This is a genomic window from Paenibacillus solanacearum (assembly GCF_910593845.1).
Lineage (GTDB): Bacteria > Bacillota > Bacilli > Paenibacillales > NBRC-103111 > Paenibacillus_G > Paenibacillus_G solanacearum.
This window is the reverse complement of the sequence record NZ_CAJVAS010000043.1, coordinates 1-21,820: the sequence shown is the minus strand read 5'-3', so window position 1 is coordinate 21,820 and position 21,820 is coordinate 1. Positions and strand designations below refer to the sequence as shown.

Genomic DNA, 21,820 nt, shown 5'->3' with positions numbered 1-21,820 from the left:
ATCCCCTGTTCGAACGTCAGCGCTTACCGGTTGGAAGCAGTCTTATTTCTTGTACAAGATCGGCTCGGTGACGACCCGGTTCTTCACATACCGGTCCATGAACGCCCACGCTTCCTCCGTTGACAAGGCGGCGGCATCCCCTTTAAAGCCGTGCCCCTGGCCGGGAACGATCTTAAAATCAACGACCGGCACCCCCGCTTCCTTCAACTGCTTGGCAAATTTCTCGCTATTGGCGTGCGGAATCGTCGTGTCCGCATCCCCGTGCCGTATCCAGAACGGAGGCGTGCTCGCAGAAGCATACGTCCCCGGCATCGCCAGCCTTGCCAGATCGGGGACGGAAAGCGCGCTCTTCTTGCCAAGCAGCGCGGTGAGCGACTTATATTTGTCCGCTTCCGGCGTTGTGAAATCCGCCGGTCCGTACCAATCGGCCACCGCCTGAACCTGATCGGAATATGGCTGCCAGCCGCCGGTCCCCCCGAGATCGAGACTCTTCACTTGGTGGCCGTTGTCCAGCGTTACTTCTTGATTCGGCGGTAAGTCGCCCGTCGTTCCGAGCAGGGAAGCAAGGTGCCCTCCGGCCGAAACGCCCCACACGCCAATGCGGCTCGGATCGAGATGGTACTGCTCGGCATGCGCCCTCAGGAAGCGGATAGCCAGCTTCACGTCTTGAATCTGTGCCGGAAACGGCGCTTCAGGCGTAAGCCGATATTCCACCGATACGCCGACATACCCTCGCTTGGTCACGTATCCGCTGATCGAACGGAGCGCGTCCTTCCTGTTGCCGTGATTCCAGCCGCCGCCGTGAATATAGACCATGACGGGGAGCGGGCTCTCGGGCGGCGTATCCGGAATGGCGATCGATGTGTGCAGCTTGCGGTTTCCGGCGGTCCCGATCTCCACATCCTCGAACAATTTTACTCCCTTCGGGGCGACAAACGATGCCGGCTGTGCCGAAGCAGGCGCCTCGCCGGACACGTCACCTTCCTCCGAGGGCACCGGCGCAGACTGAACATTCGGCTGCGCTTTCTCACCGGAACTGCAGCCCGTCACGTTCACTACGGCCGCAAGCAGCATAAGCATACCCATCGATGCGACGACTCCTTTTTTTCGAAATAAATGGCGCACATTCATCCCACCATCCATTGACTCGTATCTGACTCACACAATAACTATAAATGACGGAAAATATGCTGTCAATCGTTTTATTAAAGCGCTTGCAGCTGGCTTTTATTGGGTAACGCCGTCTAGCTTTTCTCCGATTTGCGGAATGGCGCAGACAAGTGACATGCCTCCATCGACTGTTTCCGGTTGTCGAAAATGATGAGAATGACAAGATTAACGATCGCGTCGCTTTTACAGAGGAACCATCTACGCGTGCTGCCAACCATGCGAAAAGCCGGCCGTCCGGGCACCATCGCCCGTACAGCCGGCTTTCTTAACAAGATCAGACTATGATGATTCGATTGCGGCCAGCAGCAAGATGACGGAGACGACCGCCAGCAGCCAAGTCGTCCGGCGCTGCAGCGGCCGGTTGCGGGGACTTCGGTACCATCCTCCGAACTGCAGCTTGTTGCGGTACATCACGAACACGATGAGCAGATTGGCTGCCAGCGCGAGGCCGGCACGCTCGTCGTTCCATTGGGCGTCAACCAGCGAAAGCAGCAGCAGCTCCGCCATATTCATCAGCGGCAAGCCTATGACGAGAATAAGCAGGATGCGAAGCCATTCCGCCGTCATCCATCCGAGTTGTTTCATTCGCCCCTCCTCTGATGCCGCATCGCCGCCACCGCCCGTGCGGGCGCGCATCACGACGACGGCCGGTCGAACGTATGCGCCTGGGTCCAATGGCGACCACCATCGAATGTGGTGTACATCACCGGCGGCTGATCATGATCGTTGCTGATGAGCCATCCGTGCTCGGCATCGCTGATCGCAAGCAGCGCGCCGCCGTAGCCTGGTAGTTCTTCGCTGCCGTTGTTCCATGTCTTGCCTCCGTCCGTCGTCCATCCGACTGTGTTCGGACGATCGCAAGCAGGACAGAACCCTCCCATGAAGGCCACCTTCGGGCTGACGACATAGAGCGCTCCCGGCTTGGAGCCGTTGTTCTTGTGGCCGCTGTTGTCGTTTGGCGGGAAACCCGGCGCCGGTCCTGCCCCTGCCGTCGCATTGGCGATAACCGTCGTCCAGCTCGTTCCCCCGTCAGACGTATGGAATAACGAATACGACGTTTGCGACATGCCTGAGCCGCCGATCAACTCTACCCACGCATCGTCCGTTCCTGCGGAGCGAATCACCGCGCCGGTCAGCGAATCGGTCAAATCCCGCGACATGACCGGTTTCCATGTCGTGCCGCCATCGACGGTGCGCTGCACCGCGACTTTTTTGTTGTCCGTGGTCACAGCCCAGCCATTGTTACGATCGTGAAAGTAAGCGTCGCCGACCATACGGTCCGGCACCTTCAGCGTGCTCCAGCTTTTCCCTCCGTTGGACGAGTACGCATTCCCGGCAAACGCCTCCTGCGGCGAGACAAAATGAAGAAACGCGCCGCTCGGCAGCGTACCGTCTTCGGACCACCGCGCTCCGCCGTCACTTGTATGCAGCAGACGGCGTTCCTTCGAATCGGCGGAATTCGGACTCAACACGGCCCACGCCTGCTCGCCGTTCAAGGCAAACAACTGCTCCACCGCCTGTTTCCCCTCATACTGGACCTTCCACTGCTTCCCGCTGTCATCCGTGCGTGCGATCCAGCCGCTGCCGCCAATCCAGCCGGATTGCGGATTAATGAGCCGAACCGCGGTAATATGGTCCATCGACACTTGCTGCTCGGACGGCTTCGACGGGTTCGCGGTTCCGCCCGCCTGATTATTTTGCGCTGGCGTTGGTGTCGTCGCAGCCCCGCTGCCCGGCGGAGCGGGAGTTTCGACATGCGAATCCGGCGCTCCTCCGCCCGTACCTGTATTGGCATTCGCGTCTCCCGCTTGGCCCGGGGCAGCTTGGCTCCCACAGCCTGCAGCCGCGGTCAAGGCCAAAGTTAGGAGAACGACTCCGGTCATCTTATTCAGCTTCTTCATCCGCCCTCACTCCTCTTGTTGTTATATATACAAGACGGTGCCGGGTGCCAATAAGTTGCAAACTACTGCCGGATTACGGAAACTCGTCAGCCGTTTGGTTCACAGCCCGACCCATCCGTGCGTTGTTTGTTTTCACGCGGGAGGGCGATATCCGGATGCTTTTGCAGCAAGGTGTGAAGCATCCGAACTTGCGGGAAAGGTTCAAGCGGGAGATGCATCGGAATGTCTTGTTTGATGAGAGCTTTTCCTCCCGACGCGATAAATTGCTCAAGCGTCTGCGGTCGGTCGATCAGAGCCGCGATATCGGCAGGACTCAACAGCAGCAGTGCTTTGGCCTCCGCAGACGGAACGGGCGTATCTTCCGTATAGGCCAAATAGATCGGAGCGAGCAGACGGCTCGACTCGCGAATGCCGACCAGGATCGGCACAGCGTCGTCAACCAGCAGCCAGTCGCGCGGCGCTAGTTCCGGCTCAGCGGACGCATCATACCAATACGTCGCCGGCGGCGTGACCGGCAGCGCCTGTACGGCCGCTTCCTCCAGCGCTTCGCGCGCGGCGCATTGCCAGCCGGTTTCCCCGTCTTCCCTGTGCCCTCCGATGCGGACAACGCCTAGCGTAGTTCCTTGTTTCGTCGGACCAACCTGAAACGGGAAAAGACCGCGGCAGTTCAGGAACACCCCCGCGGTTACGATCGAATCGCTTGCAATCATGACACCGCCCCCTTTGTATTGCCCGCTTCCTTGCCGGAACCGTCCCGGTCCGCCCTCATGCTAATGAAGACGATGCACGCTGAGCACAACACCGCAATCCAGCCGTTGTAGTAAAACACGGTGCGCATGCCGAACGCTTCGCTGGCGAATCCGCCGGCAAAGCTGCCAATAATGCGCGCGACGCCCAGACTGAGAAGCCCGTTCAACGTTTGTCCGCTCGCTTTCAGCTCCTTCGGCACTTCCCGGTTGATGTACATTGCCATCGTGACGGAGAGCACGATGAAGATCAGCCCGTGAAGCACCTGCGCCGGAAGCATCCACGCCGGTTGATCGGTGAACGAGAACAGAAACCAGCGCAGCGCGGCAGCAACGCTCGAAACGAGCAATATATGCGTCATCCGAACGCGTTGGAACAGCCGGTTGGCGAACAGCAAAAACGGAATTTCGCTCAGCGACGAGATGACCATGGACCAGCCCAGCAGCACATTGTCTCCGCCCATGTCCCGAAAGTAAACGGGAAAGAACGAGTAATAGTAGCCAAGCGTAATTTGCAAAAGCAGATTGATTCCCATATAGGTCATCAGCTTGCGATTTTTGAATAAAACCGACATCTGCATCTTGCTGCCTCCCGACTGATAACCGGCAATCCGCGGGAAGCGGGAAAGCAGCACGAGGGACGCCAGCATCACCGCCGCGTAGACGGGAAACAAGTAATTGATGTCAGACTTGGCCAGAAAGCCGAAGGTGATGGACATCGCGGCGAATCCGAACGTGCCGCCCATGCGAATCGAGCCGAACGACCATGTTTTATGCTTTTCCAGCTCCTCCAGCGTTATCGCATCGCTGATGGCGAAGATGGATGTCTGGAAAAAAGTGAACAAGCACACCATCAACAGCAAGTAGTAAAACATATGGGATAAAGGAAACAGCAAAATGGCTGCCCCGCTGCCGATCAGCAGGATGGCCAGTATGGCATTTTTCGTCTTCGCCCGGTCCGAGACGGTTCCCCATATCGGCTGCGCCAGCACGGCGACCAGCGGCCCCAGGCTCAACAGCGTTCCGATTTGCGATGGAGTCGCGCCAATGGATTGAAAATAAACGGGAATATACGTGCCGTAAACGGCGTTTCCCATATATACGATGGCGTAAAACAGCAGAAAATAGATCATAGCCCGTACCCGCTCTCTCCCGTGTGGTATCGTCCGTCCGAATACGAAGCCTATTATCTCACCGGGCGTCCGGAAAGACAATCCATTTTCCAATCGCCGCCAAAAAGAAAAACATCCTTCGGAGTTTTCTAAAGCAGGGCGAACTACGGGATTGCGTGGCAGACCTGCTTTGTAAGCAGGTGATTTTCTGGCGTTAAGATCAGCTTTGGGCCAGAGTCAACCTTATGCCCCTGATCCTATAAGACAAGCCGGCTGCCACGTAGGCAACCGGCTTGTTCATTGGATATACGACCGAACGTCACTCTCCGGGGTCGGCCGGTTCATTCGGCTCGTTCGGTTCGCCGGCGCCGCCGGACGAAGCCGGAACGGTGAACCGGACATTGTACCTGACCGAATGGGCCGGATGTTTTTTCTCGCGAATGATGAGCACTGACGTTCCGTACACAGTAGACGCATCGATGATTTCGGCGTCGTGACGCATATCATGCGGCCTGATGGATGGCACGCTCGTAGAGCCGGCCGGCAGCTGTACGGTGTAATCGAACACTTCCGGCGTGAATCCGTCCAATTGTTTGTTGTTTATTTTGATTCCTTTGAGCAGCGGCAAATTTTGCGGCAGCTGAGGCACGTTCCACGCTCCGCCGCCAAGCGGGGTTTGCGCGATGTTTTGCACCGCCTGCGTTCCAAGCCGGTCCTGCAGCTGCTGCAAGTAGAGGCTTCTCGGGCTCACATGGCTGCCCAGATGCTCCCAATAAGCGTCGTTGCGCGGCCGTTTGTCATCGGCATTGGGCAAATACGGCTTTTTCTTGGCGCCGACATGACCGATCGCATAGTTTTGCGCAGTGATCGGCTGCTGGGACACCAAGCCTCCTTCGGTATTCCAAGTAACGTAATTGGCGCCGGACCAGCCGTGGCCGCTGCCGAGCAATCCGCGATCCTGAATGGCGATTTCGGCGGAAATGTTGTCGTACAAGCCGCCGACGGACCAGCGGTGATGCGGTTCGCTCGTCGCGTATTCGTTCACCGACTGGCTGTCGAGGAATACGTTCGGCCCCTGTACGCGGCTGTCGACGACAAACGCGTGTCTCGCCGTTTCGGCGTAGTTCCGCTGCATAAGCGTGAGCTCGCCGCTCATCTTGTACGGGTACCGGTTGCCGCCGGTAATGACGCTCACCATATCGAGCGACTTGTTATCCTGCACCGTGACCCACTTGGAGCCGCGGCTGACATGCGCCAGCGCATGGTTCAAATGCAGTCCGGTTACTTCGCGCATCCATGCGTTTTTCACGTTGGTGAAAATGGCGAAGCTGACAGCGTGATTTTCGTCGGAATAATACGTTTTCCCGCTCTGGGTCGCCGTAACGCTCGGATCGAATGCCGAATCGACACGCAGATTTTCCACGCCGATCTGCTCAATGCGGTCCGGGTCTTCATATTGGATCACTTCACCTCCGCCCCAGCGGCGCTCAATCGAGTTGGCCAGCGGCGCATCGATCGCGATCCGGTTCCGGGTCAGATCGACAGCCGTAATGACACGGTCGAAGTCCAGGTTGAACGGGGTCCATTGCACCGTACCGTCTCTTTCAAAAATCGTATCCATATGAATTTCATGAATCCACCGGGAATTGCCGTACCGGCGTACTTTTACTTTGTCGCCAACCTTGAATTTCGCTGCATCTTCCACGTTAAACGATTTCGCTCCCGAAGGGACGAACAGGTCCGATATTTTCGTGGCATGATCCGTCAGCAGCTTCGGCGCTTTTCCTTGAATCTCGAGAATGTTTCGCTTCGCCGTACCTGTCGCGTACAGGATCGTGCCGTCTTCGCCTTGACCTTCACCGCGAAGCACGACGCCGCTGGCGCGAATATATAGCGTCCCGCCGACACGATACGTTCCTTTTTTCAACAAGACAGCCCCGCGGAACCCTTCCGCCGACTGCGGCATTTGCGACACTTGATCGATTGCGGCCTGAATCCGCGCCGTATCGTCGGCGTCTCCAGCCACCGGCTCGAGCGCGATTCTTGCCTGCACATCGGGAAGCTTCACGCCGCCGCCCATATATCCGACGTTGGAGAAATCGATGATGCGGTTGCCGCGGTAATCCGGAACGTACATCATCTTCCCGTCCGCTCCGGTGTATGCGATAGAGCTTTCGTCCGGACCGACGTCAGTCGGATTTTGCGCGGTGAAGTACAGCGTGTCGTACACTGGCTTTTTGCCAGGGAACTGGAACTGCAGCCGAATTTCATACGATCCGAATTTCGGTACCGTTCCAGAGAAGGACAACGTCTTGCCCGTTCCCGCGGACAAAGCCGCTGCCGGCAGCGACTGAATGACTTGCCCGTCCGGGGTTGACACGAGGGAAGCCAGCGCCGTGCCGCCGGCATAAGGCAGAAGACGTACCGAAGGATACGCATCCCCGATATTCAGCAGCGCCGGCTGGCCGATCTCGCGGACCATCGAAGGATGGTCGAGCCCGACATCCACGAGCAGCGTACCGGGATCGTATACGTCGACCCAGACGCTCGCTTCCTTCGATAAGTTACTCAACGTCGCCTGGCCGGTAATTTTGACCGCGCCCTCATTGACAGCGATTACATTGCCGCTCGCGTCAACCGTCGCGACATCCGCCTTGGCGCTAGTCCAGCTTACGGTTGCAGCGGACAAATCCGCAGTTGTTCCATCGGTCATCGTTCCGCCGATCGTGAACGCATGGGACGCTCCTCTGCTCAACGTCGTCGTATCGTATTCGCCAAGCTTCTGGCCCTGCCCGTTCATAATGTATACGCTGTCAATTACAGCCGGAGGCGGGGTCCAGTTCGTGCTGTATATTCCGATTTCGTTTAATTGAAAATTGGTGTTGGATAGCGTGACGAGCAATCGGGCATAACGGGTGTTCACGGCCGGAAAGTTGACCGTCACCACTTTACCGGAAATCGACCCGGTCACGTTCTTCACAATCGCATCATGCCAATCGGATTGATCCGTTGACGTTTGAATCGCATAGCTGCTGACGCTGCCCGTTCGAAAATCAAGCTTCACCTCGTCCACATCGTAGGAAGCGCCCAAGTCTACGGCAATCCATACCGTACCGTCCGCCCGGTCGGCGGCCAGCGGCTGCCAGAAGGTCGCCTGATCGCCGTCGACGGCTTCCGTCGCGCGTCCGCAGGAGCAATCCGAGCTTTTCGTTACTTTCTGATTCAACGCCAAGTTTGCGAGTTCATTCGCCGCGTGCGAGGGCAGGACCCCTCCCGGCAGCGCAGGCAGCAGCACTGACAGCAGCAGGAAGCAGGCCATCCAGCGGCTGATCGATTTTTTCCATGAAATCAATCCGTTTTCCACCTTTCCTTATTCCATATTTTTATGTAATTTACGCTTCAGTCTCTTCCCCCTTCCTTGCTACGAACTAAAATCCAATTCAAGTATATAATTTCCATCGCTTGTCTTACATAGCGAATCTTCTCATCTATTTGGCGAAAGCTCATCCCGTGTGTCGAGAACCAGACCTCGAGACGAGCTGGATTCATCCGGCCTCGTCCGCTGGACGAGTTCCAACAGACAAAAAAACCAACCGCTATGTCGCAAGCGATTGGTGATGGGTGCATTCGGATTACAGCGCGTTGAACGTATCGGTCAGCACAGGAACGATTTGCGACTTGCGCGAGACGACGCCTTTCAACACGGCTTTATTATTTTCCAGCTTCACGTTGTATGCTTTCTCGACGGCATGCGCGCCACGGCCCAAGGCCAATCCGATGGAGTCGTTGTTCAAAATGTCCGTTACAACGAAAAGGAATAAGTCCAGACCTTTTTCGGAAATGATGCCGTTCAGCGCATCTTCCAATTCCGCTTGACGCGCAAGGACGTCGTTCGTATCGACCGCGTTAACCTGCGCGATTTCTACTTTGGCGCTGCCCATCTGGAATTCTTTGGCGTCGAGGCTGATCAGTTGGGTGATCGTTTTGTCGCTCAGGTCGGCGCCTGCTTTGAGCATCTCAAGACCGTATGTTTCTGCGTTCACGCCGGCGATTTCCGCAAGCTCGCGAGCCGCAGCCACATCTTCGTCCGTGCAAGTCGGCGATTTGAACAGCAGCGTGTCGGAAATGATCGCGGACAGCATCAGACCTGCGATTTGCTGCGGGATGGCGACGCCCTTTTCCTTGTACAGCTTGTTCAGAATCGTCGCTGTGCAGCCTACAGGCTCGGCGCGGTAATACAGCGGGCCGCTCGTTTCGAAGTTCGCGATGCGGTGGTGGTCGATAACTTCCGCTACGCGCACTTGGTCGATGTCGGATACGCTTTGCTGACGCTCGTTATGGTCGACCAGGATGACGCTTTTCACTTCGCCTGCCACCGATTCGACAAGACGCGGTGCTTCCGCCTTAAACTGATCCAACGCATATTGCGTTTCGCCGTTGACGCTTCCCAGACGCACCGGCTCGGCATCGAAGCCAAGGCTTGTCTTCAGGTGAGCGTAAGCGATCGCAGAACAAATCGTATCCGTGTCCGGATTTTTGTGTCCAAAAATAAGTACTTTTTCCATCATCATGCTCCTATTCGTCTTTTGTGAGAAAATTATAACCCAGTTCGTAAGGTACAATCAAGATTATACCGTAATGGCTAAAATTATTCCTATGCATTTAATAGGAATAACGATGAATCTCCCGCAGCATATACCGGACGAAATCCATCAATTCCGAATCTCCGATATCGCATTGCTCCGTTTGTCCGCTATATTCATCCAGACAAGAGCGAATGATCCTGCTGTACCGCTGCGGCAGCTCGCCGAGCCCCCACTGGCCACCCTCCCGTTTGGACGATATAGCCCCTTCTTTCATAAAATAAAGAACGCGGCATAGGTTAAGCACAACGTAGACGGGCGTTAAACCCGGCGGTAGTCCGCCATTCATGATTTGCCCGAACCCCTCCACATCGTGAAGAATGGAGGCGGCGTACAAGCGCTTGTCGATCGGCGGACACAGCTCACGTAGCGGCTGCCCATACAGCGTCAGCCCTCTCTCGTACGCAACCGTGAGCTGCGAAGCCAGATCGGCGTCCGCGAATCCGCCGCATACATAATTCGCGTCCGCCCGGTACTTCTCTCTGTGATGCGCCGAATAGTGGTATTCGAAGGGCGTCGGATATACGAACGGGTCCAGATGCTCCGCCAGGATGATGCTGAATTCCAGCCCTCGGGCAGCGGGCAGCGCTTCTTCCAGCCGGAGCGCCATCCTGGTCACGCGCTTCATCGTCTGTGACGACAGCTTATTCTTGACGATAACCATCAGATCGATATCGCTTTTGTCCGGGTGAAAGCATCCCATCGCTAGCGACCCGTGTACATAGAGCCCCAGCAGGTTGCCCTTGAGCGTTTCCGCAAAATGGACCGCAATCTTATTCAAGGCGCTGCTCATGTGCAAAATAAATCCTTCCTTTACAGAGGGTCGATACAATATAAATACCGTTTCGCGCTAAACGCTGCATATTCCTTAATCATCGGTGACAATTCCAGAACATCCGCGATACTCCCTGCCACGACCGTGCAGATCCCTCCCTTGTAGCATCCATACTTGTCATCTTGCCAAACGATATCGGTCGTAAATCGATCCAACTCTCTCTCGACCGTGTCTGCGGTGACGTCGTACCAGCGAATGGAATGCTCGATACCGGACAAGTATCGGGTGCACAGCTTCGACAGCACCGCATCATCATGCTCCGCCCATATGCCCATGAGTCGATGCATGACCTCATCGTTTAATTGCATGTATTGCTCCACGGTCCATGTCATCCCGCCAAACCATGCGACAAGCCATTCCGGGAGATGTGGCAGTTCTCCGTTCCCGAACAAGTATTTTGCCCTCCGGAACGCAAGCTTGAACAGCACGTCTTTGCCAATCACGTCCGGATGAGAAAACCGCCGTTCGAACAACGCTCTCTTGATGGCCGCATATTGTTCGATTTCCTGCAAAGCATCGGGAGCAATGACCAGTCTGTCATTATGTATGCGAAGTGCGTCAATAAGGTTATTCAAATTAAACATTTTCACTTCGGTTAACGCGGAGTAGTGCAGATCCCTTAACTGATAGTCCAGCTTATCCGCGCCGATCTGCGAGAATAACAGCTCTTCGATCAGCCCGTGCTCTCCGGTGCGCTCCATAACAGCCAGTACCGCTTCGGTCAAACCCGGCGTTCGCGCAAGAATACTGCGTATTTCCTCGCATTCCTTGACAATCCTTGTCGTCCATCGCTCGTGATGCATACCGGTGACGGTCTCGAAGCAATGCGAAAACGGGCCATGGCCGATATCGTGCAGCAAAGCCGATACCAGAGCGATTTTTCGTTGCCTTTTTATGAACGCAGCGCCTTGATTCCCCATCAGCCGATCCGTCATTTTGCGCATATTTTCATACACGCCAAGCGAGTGCGAGTAACGGTTATGCGTAGAGCCCGGGGACAAGAAATACGTATTCCCTTGCTGCTTCATCCCCTGTAATCTTTGAAATGCTGCCGTACGCGTCAAATCGTAAATATCGTGGTCGGTAATCTTGATCTGCTTATGAATCGGGTCGGTAAAAATCATGCAGGCTCCTTGAAGGGGAATTTTCACATCATAATCCAAATATTTCATGCCGGCCGTCTTTTCTCTTTCCTTTCGGACAAACCACGAGGCTTCTAAGCGGTCTGCTCCACGCCGGGCTCGCTTTCTCCGGCCTCCTTGCTGACCTGGACGAACAGCATGCCGTTCTCGTGAAAATACGTTTGCGCGAAGCGCTTCACCTCGTCCGCCCCAACCTCAAGAATGCGTTCCACAAATTCGACGGGTTCCAGCGACGCGCCGAATATATGCTCCGATGCCAGCCTTGCGTTGACCGACTCGCGCTGGTCTTCCGCGATCAGATGCCTGCCGGTTATCGACTTCTTTGCCCGAAACAGCTCATCTTCCGGCACGATTTCGTTTTTTAACCGAAGGCATTCGTCAATAATGATGCGCTTGACTTCATCGATGCGATCGAGGGCAGCTGCCGCATAGCCCGCAATCGTTCCTTCGCTGTACAAGGTGCTTATTTCGGCCGCGACGGCATAGGCGAGTCCCCGCTCGATACGAATTTCTTTGGTGAGCCGGGATTGAAGCAGCCGCACTGCCACGTATCCGGCAAACCGGTCGTCAGATTCCCTGTCCGGCCCGTACATCCCCCAGTGCAGCTGCGCTTGACGAATGTCGCGTTCGATATAGACGGTTCGTCCGTCCAGCTTGCTGTGCTTCAGTTTTTCCAGTGGGGACGGCCTCAAGGAATGTTCGGCGGGCGGGACGAGCGCTTCCAAATAAGCGGTAAGCTTGTCGTGGCCGATATGCCCTGTGACTACAAGGACGATATTGTGGGGCTGGTAATATTCACGGTTAAATCGGATCAGGTCCTCCCGCGTAATCGAGGTAACGGAAGACTCGGTCCCGAGATTTCCCGCGCGTTCGGGATGCATTCCGCGAAGCATGCGCAGCAGCTCCCTGCTTCCGTACATTTGGGGATGATCTTCGGCTCGTTTGATCTCTTCGATCACGACCGATTTCTCAATCGTAATTTCCTGCTCCGGGAACATCGAGCCAAATACGATATCCGTCAAAAATTCCGCTCCGTGCTGCCATTCATCGTATGGGGTATACAGGTAATAACGCGTCCACTCCGAGGAAGTCGAAGCATTCAGGCGGCCGCCGATCTCCGACACTTCTTCCATGATTCGTTCTTTGGAACGCAAACCCGTACCCTTGAACTTCATGTGCTCCAGGAAATGGGCAATGCCGTGCGGATAATTCGATTCGTAGTGCCCGCCTGCTTTCACCCAGTAGCAGATCATCGTGGATACCGCTTTTTCCTGATGCTCGGTAATAACGGTTAAACCATTGCTTAAAACCGTTTTGTTCACATGCAGTCCCCCATTCGAATGGTTTCGTATCCATACAACAACTTTACCATTTTTATGTATACTGGGAGAAACATTTTTTTAGTGCATCGAAATGGCGGTCTGCACGGAATGACCCAAGCTATAACACCTCGAACTCTACCGGCCATAACACGGAACCGGGCGTTAGCGCCCCGGACTCTACTTCATCGCAATATGTATGTATGGCTGGATGATCGGATAAAATTTTGATCATGCACGCGTCCCCGGCATGGCTCTCGCATTCGTGCGGAAGCGCGATCAGCTCTCTGATCGCCCTGGCTTGCGGATGCAGGGGCAGCAGGAGCTCACGCACGTCCTGCTTCAATCGGAGCTTCATCTCATTCAAGATGGCAATAGCGCTATCATTACCGTCGGCCAGCAAAAACATCATCTTCTCCGGCGCATCCACCGCATATCGGATATATCCGGACAATTTGCCGTCTATCGTCATCGCCGATGCTCTCACGCCGCTTCCGTAGCTGATCCAGTCCGTTATCGAACTTCCCGGGACTAGCGCAAGACAGCTGTCTGCATGCATTTGCTCCCACATCGAGCATAGCGAAGCAATATCCCCCCGCTCCACTCTCCGCTCTGAAACGGAAAGCGCGGAAGCAGGGATATCTTCAACTTGTACTCGGATATGCGACGCCCCGAACGTACGCGTTCGATAGCCGAACCGCGGGTAATACGAGGAATGCCCGATCAGCATGGCAAAATGAAATCCTCGCTGCGCAGCACGTTGGTGGCCCTCCTCCATCAACATTGATCCGACGCCGAGCCTTTGAAATTCCGGATGCACGGCAATGGGAGCCAATATGACCGCTTGTAGCGTTTCGCCTTTCACCCGAACCGATTGTGGCGTAAACATGGCATGCCCGATCACTTCTCCCCGGTATTCGGCTACCAATGATAGATCCGGATCGAACGTTATCCGGTTTCGGAGCACGCTGATTAACGGCACTTCGCCCATGCCGAAACTGTAGTTGAACGTAGCGGCGTTAACGACGGCAATCGAATGATAATCACCAGGCCGTTCCGAACGAATGATTACATCGTTCATAAGATAACCTCCTCCTCTTCATTCCGTTTCGTCTTGTTTCGTACTCCCCTCTCTCACTGTCAACGCTTCTAGCTGAAATCGCTAATTTATTGCATTTGTAAACTGCCTTTCAATGATTTCAATGGCAGTAGAACCTACTATCCGGTTCATTTCCTTACCATGCTTATTCAGGAAAATTAATGTCGGAAAGCCAGGTGCCCTATACTTACGATATAGATTTCCCCCGTCGTCCAGCAGTACAGGATAATCAATATTATATTTTTTAATGTACTCCCTTACATCGTCTGGATCGTTTTCTCTATTTATAAGATTAATTCCATAAATATTAATATCAGATTTATATTTTTGATACATTGAAACTATCTTCGGGGCATCTTCATTGCAATACGGGCACCAAGAGGTGAAAAATAGCAATACGGAGGGCTTGTCGTTTAAAGCAATGGTTTGCATATTCCCCTCTAAATCCTTCAATTCAATCTCCTGAGGATTGTTGGCATTTTTTAAGTTAGTTTGGGTTACTGCAGCTAATAAGCATACAAGTAGCACTATAATCGCAACAGTCGTTATTTTTGCTGATTTTTTCATGTTTCTCCCCTTTTCTGCAGAACTCGCGCAGCCGGAACAACACTTCTACACCGTAATAGGGTCATCGCGAACCTCCTCAATCCTATACAGCCTCTCGCCATTGGCTGACGCAGATGGGACAAGGGTTTCCTTGAACCATTAATCTTGCTTCACTCCTACTTTTATGGATGGATTTTTATTTCCACCCTATCTCGAAATGGAAAAACCCTCCCCCCATTTTGGTCAAAAAGAACTACTGCGACAGCTCTTTTATCTTCGGATGTAATGGAAATTCACGCTTTGAATGGATATGACAGCAAAAAGACACTGATCTGCAAAGTCAGTGCCTTCATACTGCATGTGGAATTTACTATGTACCTGCGACCGTCCGGAACCGCTTCTTGAACTTGCTGCAATAGTCTTCCAGTTCGCGAAAAAGAACCTGATGACACGCCAGACCATTCACGAGAAACCGTTTTGAACCCGGTAAGCCGATAAATTTAGAGAAGAGCTTATCCTCCTCCGATTGGCCCTCTGTTACCCAAAACTGAACGATCTCAACCTCCGGACCACCCGATTGTATCTCGCCTAGAAGCTTCAGCAGACCTTGCATAAATAAGGTCGTACGTCGATATTCCGGACGCAGATACGCAACCTCCACTTGACAGATATGCCGGTCCTCATAGCCGTTAGGACCGGTTCCATAGACGAAACCGGCAGCTCCAACTACATCGTAATCCTCTTCCGAAAGAATTAACATGGCCTTACCGAAAAGGAGTGGACTGCTAATGAAGCTAAGCTTTACGGCAAAATCATAGGGCAGGTTCAGATCGGTGTAGTGCCGGAGCAGAAATTTCACATAACCCTCGGAGTCCAGTTCCGTAGTACAAGGTCTACATAAATACAACATTACTTCGCGGGTTGCGGCTGTGTTTGCGGGATTGCTCTCAAGGTGTCATTGAGAATAGTGAATCTCCCCAATTTACCTCCCGTTTTCTTGTCAATGTTCGGTGGTGGCAAAAACATGTGATTTCCTCCATTTCGAATTAAGAATATGACTACATTTCCTAATTATACCTTGATATATCGAGTTAAGGAAGCCCTTAATTGGTGAATTTTTGCACAAAATACGGTTTCTTCTCCTAGGTTGCTCTCCTGAGTATAACGGGCGATTGCAAATTTGGAATAAAGTCTGCATAAGTATGTATTTTCCGATAAAGCGTTGAATCTGAGCTCCTGTACATCCGGATGTGCTTCGATGATCAGCTCAACCATATAATACAGCCCTTTAACAAAGAGCCGTGTCCCACGGTATGCCCTGGCCATAATGGCAAAGTTGACGAAGGCGATATCCTTATCCTCAAATTGTTTTTCGGGTGTACCATGATAGTAAGTCATCATCCCGAGCACCCGATTGTCACTATTCGTGATATAAATCAGATGGCCTTCCGTAATATGAGAACATAACAGGGAGACCATGTCCAAGGTGCCAAAAGAAGGATGCAATTCGCGTCTGTTCTCAATGGCGAACAGACTAACAGCAGCCAATGCCTCGTCGCTAACGCAACGTTTGCAATAGGTTGTCATCGGGAAGCCCCTTTCTCCAATTCGACTTTCACATGCAGCTCGCTATTTCGAATGCTATGCAGCGGCAATTTCAATTCATGAGACTTGTTTGCCATCATACAGCAAGAGCGCAAGAGCATAACCATATCTTATCATAGCTGTCTACCAAATGCCTGACAATAGCCTCACGGCATTCGCCGAGGTAAAATGGACATGAATGCTTTGACGACCGCCGGCGATGGAGCACGTATCGCAGCGGCCGCCTATCCCCGAAGCATTCGCTTATATAGCTCCCAATTCCGAGAGTCTATCTAATTATAGCGGAGAGTACACCGCATCGTGTTTTGTCGTACCGCCGTCTTCCTCCGGTCCGCGGTACCATGCCGCTTGCGCACGGAACATGGCGGCATACGCGCCGTCTGCTGCCAGCAGCGTCTCGTGCGTGCCTTCCTCGGCAATCCGGCCGCCCTGCAGCACGACGATCCGGTCGGCAAAGCGCGCCCAGCCGAGGCGATGCGAGACGAACAGCGCCGTCCTGCCTTGCGCGAGCGCGCGGAACGACCGGTACAGCTCCGTCTCGTGCTGCGGGTCCAGCGCCGCCGTCGGCTCGTCGAGCACGAGAAGCTGCGCGTCGCGCAGCGCCGCTCTTGCGATCGCGAGCCGCTGCCACTGGCCGCCGCTCAGCTCGCGGCCGCCCTCCGAGACGAGCCCAAGCCGGGCGTCGAGTCCTCCGGCGGCCGCTTCCATCCCGGCCGCGCCGCTTCGCTCCAACGCACGGCGGATCGCCTGATCCGCTGCGCGTGCCTCCGGACGGCCGAATCCGACGTTGTCGCGCAGCGTTGTCTCGAACCGGACGAAATCCTGGAACGCCGCCGATATGCAATCGCGCAGCCGTGCCGGGTCGAGTTCCGCGTAGTCCACGCCGTCCCACGTCACTCGGCCGGCCGACGGCCGATACAAGCCGAGCAAAATATTGACGAGCGTCGACTTGCCGGCTCCGTTCTCACCGACCAGCGCCACCGTTTCACCGGGCTCGAGCGTCAGCCGGATATCCCGCAGCACCGGTTCGCTGGCCCCGCCATAAGTATACGAAACGCCTTCAAGCCCGATCCGTCCAGCCGTTCCCGGCTGTTGCCGCACAAGGGCCGATTCGGCGGGAGATATCGACGTCCCGGCAGGATGCCGTCTCTCTCCGGCTCTGGCCCCCACCTCAACTTCGGTTTCGGATTCAACCCCATCCAAAGGCTCTTGTAAAAATTCGACCAAGTCGTGGATTTTGGCGCTTTGAATATACATTTTGCCGACCGGCCATGCCATCCGGCCGGATATGCTGTGCGCCCGGCGCATCGCCTGAAACACGACGACCATCGTTCCGGCCGTCATGCCGCCGGACTGGAGCTGCAGCGCCATCCACATCATCGCCGCCAGCAGCCCGGCGATTTGCACCGCCGATACGATCATGCCGTGACGAATTTCCCTGCGGTTCGCATTCATCCTCAGCGACAGCGAGCGGCCCATCACTTCGCTCCATTTGCCGATCAAATAATCGGTTGAGCCGGAAAGACGCATATCCCGAACCGTTCTCGGCTCCAGTACCGTATCGCGCAAATAATCGGATTGCCGTCCCGATGCGGTCAAATCCCGGTTCAACCGCCGTTTCACCAGATCCGACTCCAGCCGAATAGCGAACGACACGGCAAACACGACGGCCAGTATGGCGCCGATCGCCGGATGGGCGAAGGTGACGACCGCCACAAGTCCGCCCAGCTCGCACAGCAGCCGCACGCAGGCAATCGCATTTTGCAGCACGCCGAGCAATTCCTCCCCGGCCACACTTTCGGCCCGCTGCAGCCGGTCGTAGTACGCCGGATCGTCCATCCGTGCCAGCGGTACGCTGACCGCTCTTTGATGCACCTCGGTCTGGATATGAATGGACGCCCGGTCGCGAAGCTTCGTATCCCATATATTTTGCCATGCGGCGAGCGCAGCGCGCAGCAGGGCGACGCCCGTAAACATGGCAAGCGCAGGAAGCGCGAGGCCGGCCAGCTCCCCCCATGCGCGACCGGCCGCTCCTTCCACAAACAAGTCGACCAATTGTTTTTGCGCGCCGTATGCGGGGATGACCAGCGCTCCGAGCAGCAGCGGTATACCCAGCCAGCCCGTTGTCAGCATCGGCATCGCTTGCCATATGCGGAATATCAATCTTGCGACATGCTTCAATTTGCTCAAGGAATGATTGCTCATCCTTCACCTCGTTCCCATCATAACAAACGCATAGAACCTTTGTCCGTTTCTTCCGCTGCTACGCATACCACGATGCCTGCAATCGGAACATCCGGCTGTACTCGCCGCCGCAATGCAGCAATTCCTGATGCGTTCCCTGCTCTATGAGCCGCCCCTGCTTCAGCACATAAATCACATCAGCCAGCTTGGCGGCTCCGAGCCGGTGGGTGACCAGCAGCGCTGAACGGCCTTCGGTCACCTGCAAGAACATGTCGAAGGCGTCTTTCTCCGCTTGCGGATCGAGCGCAGCCGTCGGCTCGTCGAAGAAGACGAATCTTGCATCGCGCAGCAGCGTCCGCGCGGTCACGATCTTCTGCCACTCGCCGCCCGACGGCTCCATTCCGCCGAACGCGGCGCCGAGCTGCGTATCCAGCTCGAGCAGCCTGCTGCCCGACGACTGCAGCTTCTGGCGGAGAATCGCGTCTTCGCCCCGCAGCGCCATATTGCCGAGCGCGACGTTATCCCGAAGCGTCAAGTACAGCCGCATAAAATCCTGAAACACCGCAGACTGCTTCATCCGTACCGCTTCGGCGGACAACCGCTCCCCTTGGCCGTCGCTCCATTCGATCACGCCGCCTGTCGGCTCGTACAGCCCGGCCAGCAGCTTGACAAGCGTCGATTTCCCCGAGCCGTTCTCACCGACGAGCGCGACCCGGCAGCCGGGGGGAATCGCCAGATCGAGCCCGTTCAGCGTATCGCAAGCCGCTCCCGGATAGCGGAACCGCAAGCCGCTCACTTGCAGCCGCATGCTGCCAAGCGCTCCGTTGACAGCGTTTCCCGTTTCAGAGACAGCGCCCCGTACACCGCCGTCTTCCGCAGAAGCGCCGATGCGTCCGCTCAGGATTTGCGCGCGCGGGAAACCCGCGCTCCCCCGATCCTCTGACCCGGTAAAAGGCCTTTCCTCGCGGAGAGCAGCTTCTCCACCTTGCTTCTCTGCAGCCACAGATGCACGGAGACGCTGGCGATCCGTCTCTTCTTCCAGCTTCATATAAGCGCGAAAGTCTCCCCAGCGCATATAATGCCGTCGCAGCGACACTGCTTGACCGGACCAGCCGTTTAATTCGGATAACAGCATCGTGATCGTCAAGAACAGCAATGTAAAGTCCCCGGCGGACCATGCGCTTGCCCCGGGCAGCAGCACGAGCAGCGACAGCAGCAAGCCGCCCAGCAGCGCGAACAGCAGCTCCGGGCCGAGCTTGCGCAGCTCGGCGGCGCGCACGGCATCCTCCGTTTCCAGCGCTTGCCGCGCGGACAAGTCGCTCCACCGCTCCGACAATAGACGTCCCAGACCGAACAGCCGTATTTCCTTGGCGGCCGTTCGCTTCGTCAGCAGATCGGCGTAATGCCGCAGAAGCCGGCGGTTCGGCGCCTGCTTGCGCGACAGTCCTTCCAGCTTCCCTGCCGTTTGGCCGGAAACAACCGTCAGCAGCAGCGCAGAGATGTACACAGCGATTAACGGTATCCACTGTCCATAGGCCAGCAATACCGCGCTTAACACCACAAGCTGGATGGTCGACCGCAGCAGACCCACACCGGTATGGCATATCTCATACAGCGATATTTGCATTGCCCGTACACGCATGTCTTTGACGCCTGGCGCTTCCACATCTTTCAGTGGGAGGCGGGAAGTCTTGCCGATGATCAGCCGCTGCTCCTCCAATGTGCCGATCTCCATCAGCCGCGTCTGCGCCATCGGAATCGGCACGCCGAACACGATGTTGTTCATTACCATAAGCAGCGCCAGCCCGACAGCTACCTTCATCATCGGCCCCAGCGGCATGAGCGGCGTCCACGCCTGAATGCGGTCGATTAGCGATTTGACGAGCCATAGCTCCACCGGGGTGAACGGAACGGACAGCAGCATGAAGGCTGCCATGACGATGACCGGCCTTCGCTCCAGCCGGAGCAAGATGCCCGTGGCTTCGCGGAAACAACGTACGTATTTCGTAATGCGATATCATCCTCCATTTTTTGGAATCGGATTTATAATTATAGCTTTGCTGGATGGCATCCGCTACGGAAAGAACCGTTATCAAACGATCTTTCCGCCGGCTACGCTTTGTGCTTGTATTTTTCCCGGTTCAGCGCTTCTTTCAAATGCATGCATGTTTCCAGATCGATGTCGTACACGTTCGCAAGCGCCGCTACATAATAAAGCACGTCATACAGCTCCTCCTCAACCGTCCCTTTGATAGCGCTGCCCTGCATACGGCTGTCCTTGCGAAGCGCTTCGGACAGCTCACCGACTTCCTCGATCAATTTTTGAAAATACACATGCTTGCGCTCCGGATTGTGATCCTTGTCTTTGATATATTGCTGCAGCCCTTGAAGCGTTATGTTATGGTCCATGTCGTCGGTTCTCCCTTTCGTAAACAATGCGGATAGGTACAATGCTCTCATCTATATACTGCTTCGGATCGAAGCGGCCGGCGGCGAAGACGGAACAAAAATAGCATGCCAAGTTGTTCTTCTTTGGCATGCCATTCGATTACTATATACGATAATCTCCGTTTAGCTGTGCACGACCGTCAACGTTAAATCCGCGTCCTCGCCGAGCGCTCCTGCCTTCGGCTTGAAATGCTTCATATTTTGACCGATATGGGCTGCAAGCTCGAGAAGCTTCGGATCCTCGATATGTATCGTTTCGACCGATACTTGGCCCTCGCTGACCTCGATCAAGCGAAAGGCAGGAATATCGAGGCAGGCCGCCGTTTGCACGAGATGCCAGTGATCCTTTTGCACGATGGAGTTCATATGATTATGTCCGCAGAAGTAATAGCCGCGTCCGCTTTTCTTCGCCATTAACGGCCAAATGTCATATTCCGGGTGAATATGAAGCATCGGCTTATCGGAAAGCTTCGTCGTGTTCGGAATCGGATGGTGGGCAAACAGGAGAACAGGCTTGTCCGCCGACTGCCGCAGTACTTCGTCCAGCCACGCCGCTTGCTCCGGATCGACTTCGCCGCCGTAATCTTTGCGGTCCATCTCTTTGGTCGTGTCGATAAAGACAAGCACGGCTTCCTCTGTCTCGATTCGATGGTAGCGCTGCTGGCCCGAGATCGCCAATATCTCGGTTTTCGGAATCGAATACGCGTCATGATTGCCGAGCACGTGGATAAACGTCCGCCCGGTTCCGTTCGCTTTGATGCGATCGAATACATATTCCAATTCCTCGTTCATGCCTTCGTTCGTAAAATCTCCCAGAGACACGTGATAATCCGCGTCAATGTCCAAAAACGCTTTCAGCATTCCGCCGAAAAATTGCTCCCGCGCTTCGCGCAGCTCCTCCGATGCATCTACCATTCTCGGATAATGAAAATCTCCCATAACGACCAGCTTCATGTTTATACCCATTCCTTTCGCTTCGCTCAAGGCACAAAACGACATGAAATCATTGTGCTTTGAGCTCATTTTTATTTATCCTAGACTTGCAGGGATACCAGTAAACTACAAATCAC

General features: G+C 55.1%; 18 protein-coding genes. All 18 read right to left on the bottom strand.

Annotation, left to right across the window (positions count from 1 at the left end; genetic code table 11):
* Positions 1 to 42: 42 nt before the first annotated feature.
* Positions 43 to 1,086 (bottom strand): alpha/beta hydrolase, encoded by a 1,044-nt coding sequence (locus tag KXG62_RS28060; protein ID WP_246627677.1) that lies wholly within the window; start codon positions 1,084 to 1,086, stop codon positions 43 to 45.
* Positions 1,087 to 1,449: 363 nt separating this feature from the next.
* Complete coding sequence (locus tag KXG62_RS28055) at positions 1,450 to 1,755, bottom strand: hypothetical protein (protein WP_218095340.1); 306 nt, start codon at positions 1,753 to 1,755, stop codon at positions 1,450 to 1,452.
* A gap of 50 nt (positions 1,756 to 1,805) precedes the next feature.
* Complete coding sequence (locus tag KXG62_RS28050; protein WP_246627676.1) at positions 1,806 to 3,071, bottom strand: WD40/YVTN/BNR-like repeat-containing protein; 1,266 nt, start codon at positions 3,069 to 3,071, stop codon at positions 1,806 to 1,808.
* An 86-nt stretch (positions 3,072 to 3,157) separates the two neighbouring features.
* Complete coding sequence (locus KXG62_RS28045) at positions 3,158 to 3,781, bottom strand: NUDIX domain-containing protein (RefSeq protein WP_218095339.1); 624 nt, start codon at positions 3,779 to 3,781, stop codon at positions 3,158 to 3,160.
* Positions 3,778 to 4,950, bottom strand: coding sequence for an MFS transporter (locus tag KXG62_RS28040; RefSeq protein WP_218095338.1), 1,173 nt, complete (start codon positions 4,948 to 4,950; stop codon positions 3,778 to 3,780). The genes KXG62_RS28045 and KXG62_RS28040 overlap by 4 nt, the downstream gene beginning before the upstream one ends.
* Before the next feature lie 298 nt (positions 4,951 to 5,248).
* Entirely contained in the window at positions 5,249 to 8,281 is a 3,033-nt protein-coding gene (locus KXG62_RS28035) for a discoidin domain-containing protein (protein ID WP_218095337.1), read from the bottom strand.
* A 280-nt stretch (positions 8,282 to 8,561) separates the two neighbouring features.
* A complete protein-coding gene (locus KXG62_RS28030; protein WP_218095366.1) occupies positions 8,562 to 9,494 on the bottom strand; it encodes a manganese-dependent inorganic pyrophosphatase in 933 nt (310 codons plus the stop codon).
* 97 nt (positions 9,495 to 9,591) lie between these two features.
* Complete coding sequence (locus KXG62_RS28025) at positions 9,592 to 10,365, bottom strand: aminoglycoside adenylyltransferase domain-containing protein (RefSeq protein WP_218095336.1); 774 nt, start codon at positions 10,363 to 10,365, stop codon at positions 9,592 to 9,594.
* A 20-nt stretch (positions 10,366 to 10,385) separates the two neighbouring features.
* Positions 10,386 to 11,531: an HD domain-containing protein gene (locus tag KXG62_RS28020; protein WP_218095335.1), complete on the bottom strand. Its 1,146-nt coding sequence runs from the start codon at positions 11,529 to 11,531 to the stop codon at positions 10,386 to 10,388.
* A 92-nt stretch (positions 11,532 to 11,623) separates the two neighbouring features.
* Positions 11,624 to 12,871: a M16 family metallopeptidase gene (locus KXG62_RS28015; protein ID WP_218095334.1), complete on the bottom strand. Its 1,248-nt coding sequence runs from the start codon at positions 12,869 to 12,871 to the stop codon at positions 11,624 to 11,626.
* 118 nt (positions 12,872 to 12,989) lie between these two features.
* Complete coding sequence (locus KXG62_RS28010) at positions 12,990 to 13,949, bottom strand: GNAT family N-acetyltransferase (RefSeq protein ID WP_218095333.1); 960 nt, start codon at positions 13,947 to 13,949, stop codon at positions 12,990 to 12,992.
* Between the two features lie 81 nt (positions 13,950 to 14,030).
* Positions 14,031 to 14,534 carry a TlpA family protein disulfide reductase gene (locus KXG62_RS28005; protein WP_218095332.1) on the bottom strand — a complete coding sequence of 168 codons (504 nt, stop codon included), beginning with the start codon at positions 14,532 to 14,534 and terminating at the stop codon, positions 14,031 to 14,033.
* 349 nt (positions 14,535 to 14,883) lie between these two features.
* The gene (locus KXG62_RS28000) at positions 14,884 to 15,372 is read right to left on the bottom strand and encodes a hypothetical protein (RefSeq protein ID WP_218095331.1); all 489 of its coding nucleotides are present in this window, start codon (positions 15,370 to 15,372) and stop codon (positions 14,884 to 14,886) included.
* A gap of 212 nt (positions 15,373 to 15,584) precedes the next feature.
* Positions 15,585 to 16,100 carry a hypothetical protein gene (locus KXG62_RS27995; RefSeq protein WP_218095330.1) on the bottom strand — a complete coding sequence of 172 codons (516 nt, stop codon included), beginning with the start codon at positions 16,098 to 16,100 and terminating at the stop codon, positions 15,585 to 15,587.
* Between the two features lie 294 nt (positions 16,101 to 16,394).
* Positions 16,395 to 18,323 carry an ABC transporter ATP-binding protein gene (locus tag KXG62_RS27990; RefSeq protein ID WP_218095329.1) on the bottom strand — a complete coding sequence of 643 codons (1,929 nt, stop codon included), beginning with the start codon at positions 18,321 to 18,323 and terminating at the stop codon, positions 16,395 to 16,397.
* 58 nt (positions 18,324 to 18,381) lie between these two features.
* Positions 18,382 to 20,271, bottom strand: a complete 1,890-nt coding sequence (locus tag KXG62_RS27985) for an ATP-binding cassette domain-containing protein (protein ID WP_246627675.1) — start codon at positions 20,269 to 20,271, stop codon at positions 18,382 to 18,384.
* Positions 20,272 to 20,414: 143 nt separating this feature from the next.
* Entirely contained in the window at positions 20,415 to 20,711 is a 297-nt protein-coding gene (locus KXG62_RS27980) for a MazG nucleotide pyrophosphohydrolase domain-containing protein (protein ID WP_218095328.1), read from the bottom strand.
* A 162-nt stretch (positions 20,712 to 20,873) separates the two neighbouring features.
* A complete protein-coding gene (locus KXG62_RS27975) occupies positions 20,874 to 21,704 on the bottom strand; it encodes a metallophosphoesterase family protein (RefSeq protein ID WP_218095327.1) in 831 nt (276 codons plus the stop codon).
* Positions 21,705 to 21,820: the final 116 nt, after the last annotated feature.